Genomic DNA, 12,171 nt, shown 5'->3' with positions numbered 1-12,171 from the left:
GCTTACTTAAGATATTGAACCGCCGTATACGGAACCGTACGTACGGTGGTGTGAGAGGACGATAAATGAATTAATCATTTATCTCCTACTCGATTATTTTTTGATACATATAGTCTGAAGACTCTTACTTGTTCTTTTAATCACAATATAGCAGAGGTGAGTTCTTATCTGTTGATTTAGAGGTGAAAAATTATTAATGAATTGTGAATTTTGATTTACTGATAAAGACTAAACAGATTTATAAGTTTCAGCTAATATTACAAAGAGATTATTTTTCCTGATTTTCACTCTCTTAGTTGATGAAGGTCCTATAAAAACGGTATGATAGACTTAAGCATTTATCCATAATACTGGAGTGTTGTGCAAAACGAATTAAGGGGAATGTTAGATAAATGAAAAAGTATAAACGGTTACCAAAGCATATTGGAGTGATTCCCGACGGCAATAGAAGATGGGCTGTCAATGCAGGACTCAATAAACAAGAAGGATATAATCATGGAATAGGTCCTGGACTAAAATTATATGAAGCGTGTCTTGAACTTGGCATCGAAGAGATGACGTACTATGGATTTACCATGGATAATGTTAAACGCCCCTCTCTTCAGACAAAAGCTTTTCAGAAAGCCTGTGTTGATTCAGTGAATGAACTGAAAAAACGGGATGCTGATTTACTGGTTATTGGGAATACGGACTCTAAAGTTTTTCCTAAAGAATTATTGCCTTACGCTATGAAGCGAACTAAATTTGGAGAAGGAAAAATGAAAGTCAATTTCCTGGTGAATTATGGATGGAACTGGGATCTGAATCATGCACTGGAAAATGATCAGGTAGTGGACAATAAAAATCTGATTGACTATATTGCATCTAAAGATATTTCGAGAATGGATATGGTGTTAAGATGGGGTGGACGCCGTCGTCTAAGCGGCTTTTTACCGATCCAGTCTATCTATTCTGACATATATGTCATCGACGAGTACTGGCCAAATTATAAAGACGAACACCTGCACGAAGCGCTCGAGTGGTATCAGGAAACAGATGTTACATTAGGCGGTTAATGGGTAAAAGGAGAGGGTAAGCAGAAAACGATCTGTTTAGTCTCTTTTCACTTAAAAAGGAGAAAGTAGGTAGATGAATGGGTAACAAACGTATCATTGTCTTAGTGGGTCCAAGTGGCAGTGGAAAGACAACGATAGGTGAACTCTTGAGCCAGAAGGGTATTCCTAAATTAATCACGACGACCACGCGGCTTCCGCGCGAGGGTGAACAAGACGAAGTGGATTACTATTTCAAAAAAGTGGAAGAGTTAGACCCAGATGATTTTATTGAGCAGACAATCTATAATCAGAAACTCTATGGGCTGACAAAGGCGGAAGTCTCTCAGGCTTTAGATAAACACCCTTTAGTTCATGTGTCGCTCGATAAAAATGGGGCAAAGGCTATGAAGAAAGTGTATCCTGAAGAAACCCTGGTCGTCTTCATTTATGTATCGACTGAGGAAATGAAGAAACGGATGAATCGGCGTGGCGATTCTCAACAGAAAATTTCAGAACGAGTGGCCTTCAGTGAAGAAACAGATGAGTTAAAGCCCATTCCGGAGGCAGATCTGATACTGGAGAACAGATCAGTTGAAGAAACCGTTACTAAAATTCTGGAGGTAGTCAGAGCTGAAACTGCTGCATCCAAAAAAGAGGCGTAGTTATGGAGATTGATCCAAAAACGATTGTATGGTATCCCCTTTATACATTACTGATATACTTTATATTAAGTCTGTTTTTTGACTTGCCGTTCTGGACGCTGTTTCTGGTACTGTTCCTTGTTTTTCTGTACATTGTTGTCATTATTATTATCGAACTGAAAAAATAAAGGCACACTCACAAAAAAAGACGGTAAGCTGATGGTATTCAGCCTACCGTTTATCTGTTAGGGTTTGTGTCTTGTTTGTCTGATTATTTAGACTGTAAAGTTGCTGGATGCGTAACTATCCGGTACATCGATGCCGCTCGCATTATAGTTTTCACCATTCATGATGGAATTTTTAACAATAACATAATCGACTTTACGTAAGGATCCGATATCATTTCCACCTGCATATGAGATAGAAGATTGTAAATCCTGTTTCATTTCAAGCAGAGTATCTGCAATATCACCTTTATAAGGCGTCAGCATTTTTTTGCCTTCAACATTTTTACGCTCACCTTTTTGATGTGAAGAGGCACTGCCGAAATACTCTTTATAAGGCTTGTCATTGATTCTGACCATTTTACCGGGTGACTGATCATGTCCGGCAAAAAGTGAACCGATCATGACAATTGTTGCGCCAAAGCGAATCGATTTGGCAATATCGCCATGTGTACGAATGCCGCCATCAGCAATTAATGGTTTACGTGCCGCTTTTGAACAGTGAGATAAAGCAGCCAGCTGCCATCCGCCAGTACCAAAACCGGTCTTCAGTTTAGTGGTACAGACTTTACCTGGACCAATACCCACTTTAGTAGCATCAGCACCTGCGTTTTCAAGTTCACGCACAGCTTCAGGTGTCCCGACATTCCCTGCAATGAGGAAGGTTTCAGGTAAAAATGTCTTGACCTGTTTGATCATATCAATAACCTGTTCGGAATGGCCATGTGCCACATCTATCGTGATATATTCAGGCACCAGATTTTCCTGTGCGAGTTTTTCTACAAACGTATACTCATCTGTTTTAACGCCAAGACTGATTGAAGCATACAAATCACGCTCGTGCATCATTTTAACAAACGCTTTACGTGCCTCTTCTTCGAAGCGGTGCATAACGTAAAAATAATCGTTTTCAGCAAGCCATACGGATAATTCTTCATCAACGACGGTCTGCATATTTGCAGGAACGACTGGCAAAGCAAATCTGCGGTTGCCTAAAGTCACTGATGTATCACATTCAGAACGACTTTTGACGATTGATTTTGCCGGAATCAATTGTATATCTTCATAATCAAAAACTTTCATGGTGTACTCCTCTTTTTGCCGTCTGTTAAGACATATTTTGGGGAGAAAATCGTGCATTTACAATCGAGTTTCCCTAAACTACTTTACCGAAAGATGCGCTCGATGTCAAAGCAAATAGAGGATCAGATATGTCTGATTTCCAACAAAGCAAATAATGTTGAAAGACTTGCAGGTTTAAGCTAAAATGGTCAATTGAGGGCTATCAAAAGACGAAAGGGTTTTAACATGGAAGAAGTAAAAGATTATATTGTAGACAAGTTTGGTCGACCCAAAAATTTATTCATACTAGCGATGATACTGACGATCCCATTCCTGTTTCTGGTCTGGATGAGTTTTTATGACTGGGGATTCATCGGGCTTCTTGATGAACTCATAGGGAATGAATTTTATGAAGAAAGAGGCTCGTTACTGACTTGGGCCTTCATATTTATCACGAGATTAGGTGATGGCTGGTTTATTGCCTTATTCACTATTGTATTGTCACTTTATATCTGGCGGTTCCGTAAAAATACCCGGCTGGCAGTCTGGTACTTCCTGACGGTCAGTGTAGGGGCCGGTGGAGTGAATCAGCTAGTTAAAATTTTATTCAGACGACCAAGACCCACTCATGTTGAACATCTGATTGTTCAGGGCGGTTATTCTTTCCCGAGTGGTCATGCAATGGGGTCGATTATTACGTATGGGGCTTTATTATTTCTGATTATCAGAGCCAGCAAAACGTGGCTCCCCGTTCTGATCGGATCGGTCACATTGCTTCCCTTGATTGCTTTAATAGGGATGAGTCGCATTTATCTCGGTGTACACTACCCATCTGATGTCATCGGCGGGTACTCACTCGGTCTAGCAATGTTATCATTAAGTATAGGGTTATACAGTGTGTCACTTAAAGACAAAGGATACAAAAAAGGACAGCGGTGAGTCATTAGACTCTGCTGTCCTTTTCATTTGCTGTTTTTTATATGATACCTATGATCATAGCAATTGCGCCAAATGCGATAGCTGTCCAGTTCAATCCTTTTTCAGGACTGGCTAGGCCAATACCACCTAAGGCGATAGCAGCTAATCCCAGAGGAATATTCCAGAGGAAAAATCCTATTAGTGCTAAGGCCATTGCGACCCATCCGATTAATTTACCAACTCTATCTGATCCCATACTCTACTCTCCTTGTCTCACCATCACTCTGTTATTTTAAAAGTATACCTTACATTGGGAAGCTAAACAATTATCTAATTCACCTTTTTAATGTAGTCTTCGATAGGGTAATCCTCTACAGGGAGAGTGGTCGGTTCACTTGTTACCATCTGAGCCAGACACTGGCCTACAAGTGGTCCTGCTGTTAATCCAGTCGATCCAAAGCCACTTGCAGCAAATACATTCGGGAGGTCAGGTACTTCACCGAAAAACGGTGCGAAATCGGAGGTGTATGCCCGGGTACCTGAACGGTAAGTAGATATTTCAGCCTGGTGCAGCTCATTGGAGAACTGTGTGGTGCCCTCTAGAACCATGTTATTCAGCATATCTTTATCAATAGTGAGATTGAATCCTTTCTCATTCTCATGAGTGGCTCCAATAATGATCTTTCCATTCTCAAATGGGATAATATCCGATTCTCCCTCAGGCATAATGACGGGCCAGTCATCTGTAACCCAATTAGTCAACTGCAGTTCTACGAGCTGGCCTTTTTGCGGGCGGATATCGACAGCGTAATTCATCGGCATCAGCAGATCCGGAAGCCAAGCCGAGGCGGATAAAATAACTGAGTCAAATTGTTTAGAGGACTGTTTCGTTTTGACAATATAGGTTGAATCATTAGAATCTGTATTTTTTTCAAACGTCACGTGCTGTCTAACCACGTGAGCACCGTTTGCTTGAGCTTTGGACAACAGCAGATCTACTAAACGTCCACCATCCACTCGTGCGCCTCCGGATGCCCAGACCGCGGAATTGGCTCCAGTATAAAGAGGCATTTTCTCTCTGATTTCTTCAGGAGATAAAATTGCCAGATCTCCTATTTCAGGCGCATCTACTTTCCTTTTTTTTCCAATGGTGAACATTTCATGTATATACTCTTCTTTCTTTTTAAAAAGCAGGGTTCCCACTTGTTTATAAACGGATGAAGGAATTTCTTCACCTTCCATTACTTCAGAAAGAAAAGTCGGATAAAAAGCGGCGCCTTCCTTGACCATGTGATACCATTTTTTATTCCGCCTTCTGGATAACCAGGGGCTGATGATACCGGCAGCTGCCGATGTCCCTTGACCAGTTCCTTCATCGTAAATGGTCAGATTGATCGATTCCTCTTTGCTTAAAAAGTAGGCAGTAGAAGCTCCGATAACGCCTGCTCCTATAATTGCAACTTTTTTAGTCATGTGTAGTCATACCTTTCTTGTTCGAGTTCTTAATTAGTGTAACATGACTGTCAGTGTGATTTGGAATCTTTCTATCTTTTTATGAGATAATTATCCGCTTGAGACTTTGGCGGAACACTTCTTGTAATGAATCGCCTTTATATGTATGCTTACAGCAACAAATATAAAGGAGCAATCTTATGATAATCATGTATAGTATTATAGTTGGTGTATCGATTGTCTTAGCTGTTTTGAAAGGGGTAGCTATTTACAAAGCTACTCAGAAAGAATATAGTTCAATTTATATTACTATGTTTCGTGGGTTTAACGTGAGTGCACTATTAAAAGAAAAAGAAATCAAAACAGATAAAGTCAAAAAAGCGATCATAATCAATAGCATACTTGATTTAGTGTATATATTTGCTGTTTTGATCTATTTTTTCGTGACGATCAGTCTCCGTAGCGATGGGCTGTTTTATTCAAACAATATATTGTCTTTAATATTTCCTTTACTTATTTTCAAATTTGTCAATGATTTTATTACAGATTGGCAGATAAATAAAGCTGTGAGAGAATCTTCACCTAATTAAAGTAATAAAATCAAGCAATCAAAAAAACTTAACGGTTGACGGATCAAAACAAGAGGTGTAATATAAAAATCACATTAAAAGACATGAAGGAGAGCTCAGCATGATGAAACGATTTGACCAACTTAACCAACTGAATACTGCTTGGAACAGCTGGCGCAAATCGTTGTATTGATGAAGACTTTCTTTCATGGATACAACGTTTAGGACAAACTAAACTTTGTATCTATGCCGGCTTATTTTAACGAGAATTTTTCAGTTAATGCCACATAGATGATTAACCCATCTATGTGGTTTTTGCTGTTTATAAGGCAATTTCCACGACTAAGTTACAATCGTGGGAGTTGCCTTTTTGTTTTATCTGAAATCATAAAGCGTATTGGCTAACAGGTCAGACAGTAAACAATACATTCTCGAGTCGACAATTAAGCTTACATAAAAGGGGTGGATGCAGATGCAATCTGACTGGGACTGGCAAGGGAATAGGGTAAGAACAAACAAATCAATTACTTAAAATCAGAGAGGAAAATTAAAAATGAAAAGAAAAGGCATGATTATCACAATAGGCATTATTTTAGTTATATTGATTGGGGTTTTTGTTTCGTCATTGACTAACGCAGATAATGTTGGAACAGAGAATGAGACAGCACAACCGAATGGGGATACTACTGGAGAGGGTATGATCAAGGTGGGTATCTTACAAACCACCAGTCACCCGTCACTTGATGAAATCACTGCCGGCTCTATCGAAGGATTAGCGGAACACGGATACGTTGATGGCGAAAACATTGAAGTCGTTTTCCAGAATGCTCAGGGAGATCAGAACCTGATGAATACAATGGCTCAGTCATTAGTTGAAGAAGGAGCAGACCTGCTGATTGGGATCGGCACACCAGCCAGTCAGGCCTTTGCGAATGCAACCACTGATATTCCAATCATCATGGGTGCAGTCTCAGATCCTGTCGGTGCTGGACTTGTGGAATCGGAAGAAGTGCCGGGAACTAATGTCACGGGCGTTAAAAACCAGGCTCCGGTCGAAGCCCAGCTTGATTTGATGGTCGAGGTTCTACCGGAAGCTGAAACAGTCGGACTGCTTTACAGCTCAGGGGAAGATAATTCCAGAGCTGAAGGAGAACGCGCAGCAGAAGTACTGGAAGAAATGGGACTGGAAGCAGTGACCTATACTGTTTCAAGCACAAACGAAATCCAGCAGATGGTCGCATCCATGTCACAGGAAGTTGACGCGATTTACCTTCCAACAGACAACACTATCGCAAGTGCCTTTGACACAGTCGTCAGCGAGGCTGACCTGTATGATATGCCGCTGATCCCAACAGTCGATCTGATGATTGCTCAAGGTGGACTGATCACAGTGGGAATCAATCAGACGGAGATGGGCGAGGAAGCCGGACGAATGGCTGCTGAAGTACTGGACGGTCAGGATCCAAGCGAGTTCCCAGTCTTTGTGTTAAGTGAAGGAGACATCTTAGTCAATCAGGAAAAAGCAGATCGACTAAATATTACTATTCCAGAATCGATATTAGAACAAGCGACTATTATAGAGGTTAGAGAATAAGAGAGGAATTTGAGACATGTTGATATCCGCAATTGCACAAGGGCTGTTATGGGCTGTATTAGGTATTGGTATATTCACAACATACCGGATTTTAAACTTTCCGGATCTGACTGCAGAAGGGTCTTTCCCGCTCGGCGCTGCTGTAGCGGTGACTGCAATTGTCAATGGGTTACACCCGCTACTGGCAATGGTGCTGGCTTTTCTGGCCGGGATGGGGGCGGGGCTTATAACGGGTCTCCTCTATACAAAAGGAAAGGTCCCAGTCATACTATCAGGGATACTGGTGATGACCGGCCTGCATTCAGTCATTCTTTACGTGATGCAGCGTCCCAATTTAAGCTTGCTTAATTTCCCGCGTGTATACGACGTGTTTGATTTCCTCCCGGCTTATTTCGACAGAGTGGTTGTTGGAGTGATCGTTCTGATCGCTGTCATCAGTCTGCTCCTGTTCTTCTTCTATACCAGTTTGGGGCAGGCTTATATCGCAACGGGTGATAATGAGACAATGGCTCGTTCATTCGGGATCAAGACTGATCGCATGAAAATCATTGGACTCATTTTTTCAAATGGAATCATTGCGCTGGCAGGTGCTTTGATTGCTCAAAACAATGGCTATGCTGATGTGAATGGCGGAGCAGGCGTTATCGTTATTGGGCTGGCATCACTGATTATTGGAGAAGTTGTCTTCAAAGATGTCACGTTAGGTGAACGGCTGCTGTCCGTTGTTATCGGAAGCATAGCCTACCAGCTGCTGCTTCTGGGCGTGATCCGTCTGGGATTCGACACAACATATATTCGCATCTACAGTGCATCGATCCTGGCGATTTGTTTGATGATTCCTCAATTGAGAAAAGGATTAAGACTTGGAACACTGATAGGAAAAGAGGCGTGACATGGATACATTACTAAAACTGCATCAGGCAACGAAAACCATCCCAAATGAGTCAGATCTAGACAATACGATTTTAGATCACTTAGACTTGACGATACGCAAAGGAGATTTTGTAACAGTACTCGGCGGAAATGGAGCCGGTAAATCCACTCTATTCAACAGTATTACAGGGACAAGTCTGTTGACCAGTGGAACAGTGACATTAAGTGGGCAGGAGGTAACCAACTGGCAGGAAGAAAAAAGAGCCAAGTATATATCTCGTGTTTTTCAGGATCCAAAAATGGGCACTGCTCCACGGATGACTGTCGCAGAAAATCTGCTGCTGGCATTGAAGAGAGGGAAAAAACGGTACATTCTTCCACGAAAATTGAAAGAACAAAGAACGCGATTTGAAAAGATATGCGAATCGATCGGAAACGGACTGGAAAAACATTTGGACACCCCTACTGGACACTTGTCAGGTGGGCAGAGACAGTCGCTTAGTTTGCTGATGGCGACTTTGACACAGCCCGATCTGCTGCTTCTTGATGAGCACACGGCTGCCTTGGATCCAAAAACATCTAAAAAACTGATGGCACTGACAGATCAGGTGATCGAAGAAAACCAGTTGACCTGTCTGATGATCACTCACCGGATGGAAGATGCGCTGGTTTACGGCAACCGACTCATTGTTATGGAAAACGGGAAAATTAAACTGGATCTTAACAAAGAAGAAAAAGCAAAACTGACTTTGGAAGATCTCTTCGTTCTTTTTGAAGAAGAGCAGGTGTCGCCAGGCATTTAAGGGTTTTTGGGGGGACATCTAAGAAGAGGTAATGGATAGTTTACAGAGACTGAAGTGCCTTTCCTGAAACATGATCAGGAGAGACAACTCAGTTTTTGTGTATAATAAAAAGAGTGAGCTATATATTAAATTGAATACAAGGGGAGATTTTTAATGGGGTTCAATAATGACGACTACATCAAGGGACAAATCAACAAGCAGTACATACACCCAAAAGAATCATCATACAAAAAGGTCGACACCTACAAGGAGTATGATATAGATGAAACCTTAATGGAGAAAGTGATTCAAAGTGATGTCCAGTCACTGCAGAAAATGGTTCGAGACAATGAGCTGACCTATTCTGAACTAGTGAAGTGTTTCTGGAATCAAGTCGTCAGGATGAAAGAGTATAATGCTGTTATTTCGTTAAATCCAGAGGCAATCGAACAGGCTGAGAAAATGAGCTATGATGAAACACATGATCTGCTTTACGGCTTACCTGTTCTGGTTAAAGACAATGTCAACATGACCGGACTGCCGACAACAGCAGGTGCTGCCGTTTTGAAAGAGCATATGGCTGATGCCGATGCGGAATTGATTACACGACTCAAAGAAAAAGGGGCTCTGATTTTAGGCAAAACTAATTTATCTGAGTGGGCAAATTTTATGTCTACAGAAAGCTCAAACGGATACTCAGCGATTGGCGGACAGACGAAAAATGCGTTTGGACAGTTTGATGTGGGAGGGTCAAGTGCGGGAAGTGCTGTTGCAGCCGCTTTGGGACTCGCTCCTTTGACAGTTGGAAGTGAAACGTCCGGATCCATCATCTATCCGGCAAGTCAAAATGGAGTAGTCGGTCTGAAGCCCACACTTGGTTTAGTATCGCAGGACGGCATTATTCCTATATCTAAAACTCACGATACGGCCGGACCGATTGCTAGAACGGTTCAGGATACATACAGCCTGTTCAAAGGGATGTCACCTGTAAAAGAGGAAGCAACATGGCATGTCCAGTTGAAAGATATAAAAGCAGGGATCTTAGATAACGATGGAGCCAAAATGGTCTACCGTGATGAAGATGAGACCATCATGCAGTCCGTCCAGGAGAAACTGAAAAAAGCTGGAGCAGAATGTGTAGAAGTAATAGTGGACGATGCAGCCTTTAATATTGATTATCTACCTGTTTTTAAATTCGAAATGAATGAAGGTATTCGTGCGTTTTTTGCTGATTCTCAGAATAAGTTGACTCTGGAAACAATCATGTCATTCAATGAAGAAGACTTGGAGAATAGGGCACCCTACAATCAGGAACTGTTAAAACAGTCGGCAGAGAATGGCCTGGGAAGTAAAGACATCAATGAGATGATCTCGTCTAATCAGAGCCTGTCACGTAAAGCCTTAGATAAAGCATTTGAAACAGTGAATGTTTTGATTACCTTAAGTAATTACGGGACAGTCTTGTATTCCGCATCAGGTTATCCAGCTGTCACTATACCGGGCTATACTCGATTGACGGGTGAACCGATCGGTGTGACAGTTATTGGAAAGAGCGGCAAAGATGTTGAGCTGCTGGAGATCGCTTATGCAGTAGAACAACTGATTAAATAATTAGAATAATGCCATTTATTCTTAATCTTTTTATAGTATTCATCCTATTCTTCCGTTACAATAAAGAAAATAGTCAGAGCTAGGGGAGATAGTATGGGAAAAACAGTTGTCAAAAACGGACGTCTTATTGATGGTCATGGAAATCAGCCACTTGACAAAGGCATCGTTGTATTTGAAGGAAATACACTGATCTTTGTAGGAGAAGAAAGTGATTACTCGCTATCCGGTGAGGAACAGGTCATTGACGCACAGGGTGGATCGATTTTGCCGGGCTTTATTGATACGCATGTGCACGTTATGATGGAATATGAAGCCGTTCAGAAACGACTGGAGACGCCATTTTCTTTCAGATTTTACCAGGCTGCACACTATATGCAAAAAACACTTGATGCCGGCATCACTTCTGTCAGAGATGCTTTGGGGGCAGATCTGGGAGTCAAAAAAGCAGTTGAAGAGGGCCTGATTTCCGGACCACGTCTGCAGTTAAGTATCAATGCTTTGACGATTACCGGCGGACATGGAGATGGGTACACGACTTCAGGACAAACTGTAGAACTGCTGCAGGCTAATTACCCTGGCATGCCGGATGGGCGAGCAGATGGAGTAGAAGAAGTCCGCAAAAAGGTGCGTGAAATGCTTCGTGCAGGAGCTGAAGTCATTAAAGTACACGCAACGGGTGGTGTACTAAGTCCAACGGATCACCCAGAATTCACTCAGTTTACCTTAGACGAACTAAAAGTTATCGTTGAAGAAGCCCGTTTTAGAAAAGAGATTCGGGTCATGGCACATGCGCAGGGTGCAGAAGGCATTAAGCAGGCCGTCAGAGCAGGCATTCACTCGATTGAGCACGGTATTTTCCTTGACGACGAAGCGATAGATTTAATGAAAGAACATGGAACATTTCTGGTGCCGACGTTGCTTGCACCTGTTTCTGTACTGGAACTGGCAAAAGAGTCAGGTATGCCCGATTCAGCTGTTGAAAAAGCTAGAGATGCTATCGAAGCGCACAAGGAAAGTGTGGCTAAAGCTCACAAAGCGGGCGTTAAAATTGCAATGGGAACTGATGCCGGTGTTATGCCACATGGACTTAATCTTCGCGAGCTGGAATTGATGACTGAAGTCGGTTTGAGCCCGATGGAAGCAATCGTGGCCACTACAAAAACAGCTGCTGAATGTTTAGGCTGGCAGGATAAAGTGGGGACTTTGGAAAAAGGGAAATTGGCAGATATCGTTGTTGTTAAAGGCAACCCGCTGGAAGACATTGCCAGCTTATCAACTAACGACACGATTCAGCTCGTTATCAAAGACGGAAAAATCGAAAAGAACCACTTGACTAAGTAAAGTGAAATAAGGAAATCAGCCGGATGATCCGGCTGATTTTTTTTGCCTTTCAGGAAGGTCCAGACTCGTT

General features: G+C 42.0%; 13 protein-coding genes. 10 read left to right on the top strand and 3 right to left on the bottom strand.

What is annotated here, in order from left to right:
• The first annotated feature begins 392 nt into the window (after positions 1 to 392).
• From CLV38_RS09780 to CLV38_RS13755, 3 genes are all read left to right on the top strand, one after another.
• The gene (locus CLV38_RS09780; RefSeq protein ID WP_106194862.1) at positions 393 to 1,055 is read left to right on the top strand and encodes an undecaprenyl diphosphate synthase family protein; all 663 of its coding nucleotides are present in this window, start codon (positions 393 to 395) and stop codon (positions 1,053 to 1,055) included.
• A gap of 77 nt (positions 1,056 to 1,132) precedes the next feature.
• Positions 1,133 to 1,696: a guanylate kinase gene (locus tag CLV38_RS09775; protein WP_106194859.1), complete on the top strand. Its 564-nt coding sequence runs from the start codon at positions 1,133 to 1,135 to the stop codon at positions 1,694 to 1,696.
• Between the two features lie 2 nt (positions 1,697 to 1,698).
• Positions 1,699 to 1,863, top strand: coding sequence for a hypothetical protein (locus CLV38_RS13755; protein ID WP_170068873.1), 165 nt, complete (start codon positions 1,699 to 1,701; stop codon positions 1,861 to 1,863).
• Positions 1,864 to 1,950: 87 nt separating this feature from the next.
• Here CLV38_RS13755 and CLV38_RS09770 read toward each other — a convergent pair whose 3' ends face one another.
• The gene (locus tag CLV38_RS09770; RefSeq protein WP_106194855.1) at positions 1,951 to 2,982 is read right to left on the bottom strand and encodes a GMP reductase; all 1,032 of its coding nucleotides are present in this window, start codon (positions 2,980 to 2,982) and stop codon (positions 1,951 to 1,953) included.
• Positions 2,983 to 3,207: 225 nt separating this feature from the next.
• On the opposite strand from CLV38_RS09770, the gene CLV38_RS09765 reads away from it, so the two are divergent.
• Positions 3,208 to 3,900, top strand: a complete 693-nt coding sequence (locus CLV38_RS09765) for a phosphatase PAP2 family protein (protein ID WP_106194852.1) — start codon at positions 3,208 to 3,210, stop codon at positions 3,898 to 3,900.
• 37 nt (positions 3,901 to 3,937) lie between these two features.
• Here CLV38_RS09765 and CLV38_RS09760 read toward each other — a convergent pair whose 3' ends face one another.
• Together CLV38_RS09760 and CLV38_RS09755 are read right to left on the bottom strand one after the other, a co-directional pair.
• Positions 3,938 to 4,135 (bottom strand): C4-dicarboxylate ABC transporter, encoded by a 198-nt coding sequence (locus CLV38_RS09760; protein WP_106194849.1) that lies wholly within the window; start codon positions 4,133 to 4,135, stop codon positions 3,938 to 3,940.
• 74 nt (positions 4,136 to 4,209) lie between these two features.
• The gene (locus CLV38_RS09755; RefSeq protein ID WP_106194846.1) at positions 4,210 to 5,352 is read right to left on the bottom strand and encodes an NAD(P)/FAD-dependent oxidoreductase; all 1,143 of its coding nucleotides are present in this window, start codon (positions 5,350 to 5,352) and stop codon (positions 4,210 to 4,212) included.
• 179 nt (positions 5,353 to 5,531) lie between these two features.
• On the opposite strand from CLV38_RS09755, the gene CLV38_RS09750 reads away from it, so the two are divergent.
• The 6 genes from CLV38_RS09750 (at position 5,532) to CLV38_RS09725 (ending at position 12,101) form a co-directional block, all read left to right on the top strand.
• Positions 5,532 to 5,921, top strand: a complete 390-nt coding sequence (locus CLV38_RS09750; protein ID WP_106194843.1) for a hypothetical protein — start codon at positions 5,532 to 5,534, stop codon at positions 5,919 to 5,921.
• 532 nt (positions 5,922 to 6,453) lie between these two features.
• Positions 6,454 to 7,494: a tryptophan ABC transporter substrate-binding protein gene (trpX, locus tag CLV38_RS09745; protein WP_106194840.1), complete on the top strand. Its 1,041-nt coding sequence runs from the start codon at positions 6,454 to 6,456 to the stop codon at positions 7,492 to 7,494.
• 16 nt (positions 7,495 to 7,510) lie between these two features.
• Positions 7,511 to 8,386 (top strand): ABC transporter permease, encoded by an 876-nt coding sequence (locus CLV38_RS09740; RefSeq protein ID WP_106194837.1) that lies wholly within the window; start codon positions 7,511 to 7,513, stop codon positions 8,384 to 8,386.
• Between the two features lies 1 nt (position 8,387).
• The gene (locus CLV38_RS09735) at positions 8,388 to 9,170 is read left to right on the top strand and encodes an ABC transporter ATP-binding protein (RefSeq protein WP_106194834.1); all 783 of its coding nucleotides are present in this window, start codon (positions 8,388 to 8,390) and stop codon (positions 9,168 to 9,170) included.
• A gap of 153 nt (positions 9,171 to 9,323) precedes the next feature.
• Positions 9,324 to 10,760: an amidase family protein gene (locus CLV38_RS09730; protein WP_106194831.1), complete on the top strand. Its 1,437-nt coding sequence runs from the start codon at positions 9,324 to 9,326 to the stop codon at positions 10,758 to 10,760.
• Between the two features lie 93 nt (positions 10,761 to 10,853).
• The gene (locus CLV38_RS09725) at positions 10,854 to 12,101 is read left to right on the top strand and encodes a metal-dependent hydrolase family protein (protein WP_106194828.1); all 1,248 of its coding nucleotides are present in this window, start codon (positions 10,854 to 10,856) and stop codon (positions 12,099 to 12,101) included.
• Positions 12,102 to 12,171 lie beyond the last annotated feature (70 nt).

Source organism: Alkalibacterium olivapovliticus (assembly GCF_003003275.1).
Classification (GTDB): Bacteria; Bacillota; Bacilli; order Lactobacillales; family Carnobacteriaceae_A; genus Alkalibacterium; species Alkalibacterium olivapovliticum.
The sequence above is the reverse complement of the archived record's forward strand: the minus strand, read 5'-3'. Positions and strand labels throughout refer to the sequence as shown.

Bases quoted from the DNA above. Each gene is read 5' to 3' on its own strand.
- CLV38_RS09770 (WP_106194855.1), bottom strand. From the start codon at position 2,982: ATGAAAGTTTTTGATTATGAAGATATACAATTGATTCCGGCAAAATCA.
- CLV38_RS09750 (WP_106194843.1), top strand. From the start codon at position 5,532: ATGATAATCATGTATAGTATTATAGTTGGTGTATCGATTGTCTTAGCT.
- CLV38_RS09740 (WP_106194837.1), top strand. From the start codon at position 7,511: ATGTTGATATCCGCAATTGCACAAGGGCTGTTATGGGCTGTATTAGGT.
- CLV38_RS09775 (WP_106194859.1), top strand. From the start codon at position 1,133: ATGGGTAACAAACGTATCATTGTCTTAGTGGGTCCAAGTGGCAGTGGA.
- CLV38_RS09735 (WP_106194834.1), top strand. From the start codon at position 8,388: ATGGATACATTACTAAAACTGCATCAGGCAACGAAAACCATCCCAAAT.
- trpX (WP_106194840.1), top strand. From the start codon at position 6,454: ATGAAAAGAAAAGGCATGATTATCACAATAGGCATTATTTTAGTTATA.
- CLV38_RS09760 (WP_106194849.1), bottom strand. From the start codon at position 4,135: ATGGGATCAGATAGAGTTGGTAAATTAATCGGATGGGTCGCAATGGCC.
- CLV38_RS09725 (WP_106194828.1), top strand. From the start codon at position 10,854: ATGGGAAAAACAGTTGTCAAAAACGGACGTCTTATTGATGGTCATGGA.
- CLV38_RS13755 (WP_170068873.1), top strand. From the start codon at position 1,699: ATGGAGATTGATCCAAAAACGATTGTATGGTATCCCCTTTATACATTA.
- CLV38_RS09780 (WP_106194862.1), top strand. From the start codon at position 393: ATGAAAAAGTATAAACGGTTACCAAAGCATATTGGAGTGATTCCCGAC.
- CLV38_RS09755 (WP_106194846.1), bottom strand. From the start codon at position 5,352: ATGACTAAAAAAGTTGCAATTATAGGAGCAGGCGTTATCGGAGCTTCT.
- CLV38_RS09730 (WP_106194831.1), top strand. From the start codon at position 9,324: ATGGGGTTCAATAATGACGACTACATCAAGGGACAAATCAACAAGCAG.
- CLV38_RS09765 (WP_106194852.1), top strand. From the start codon at position 3,208: ATGGAAGAAGTAAAAGATTATATTGTAGACAAGTTTGGTCGACCCAAA.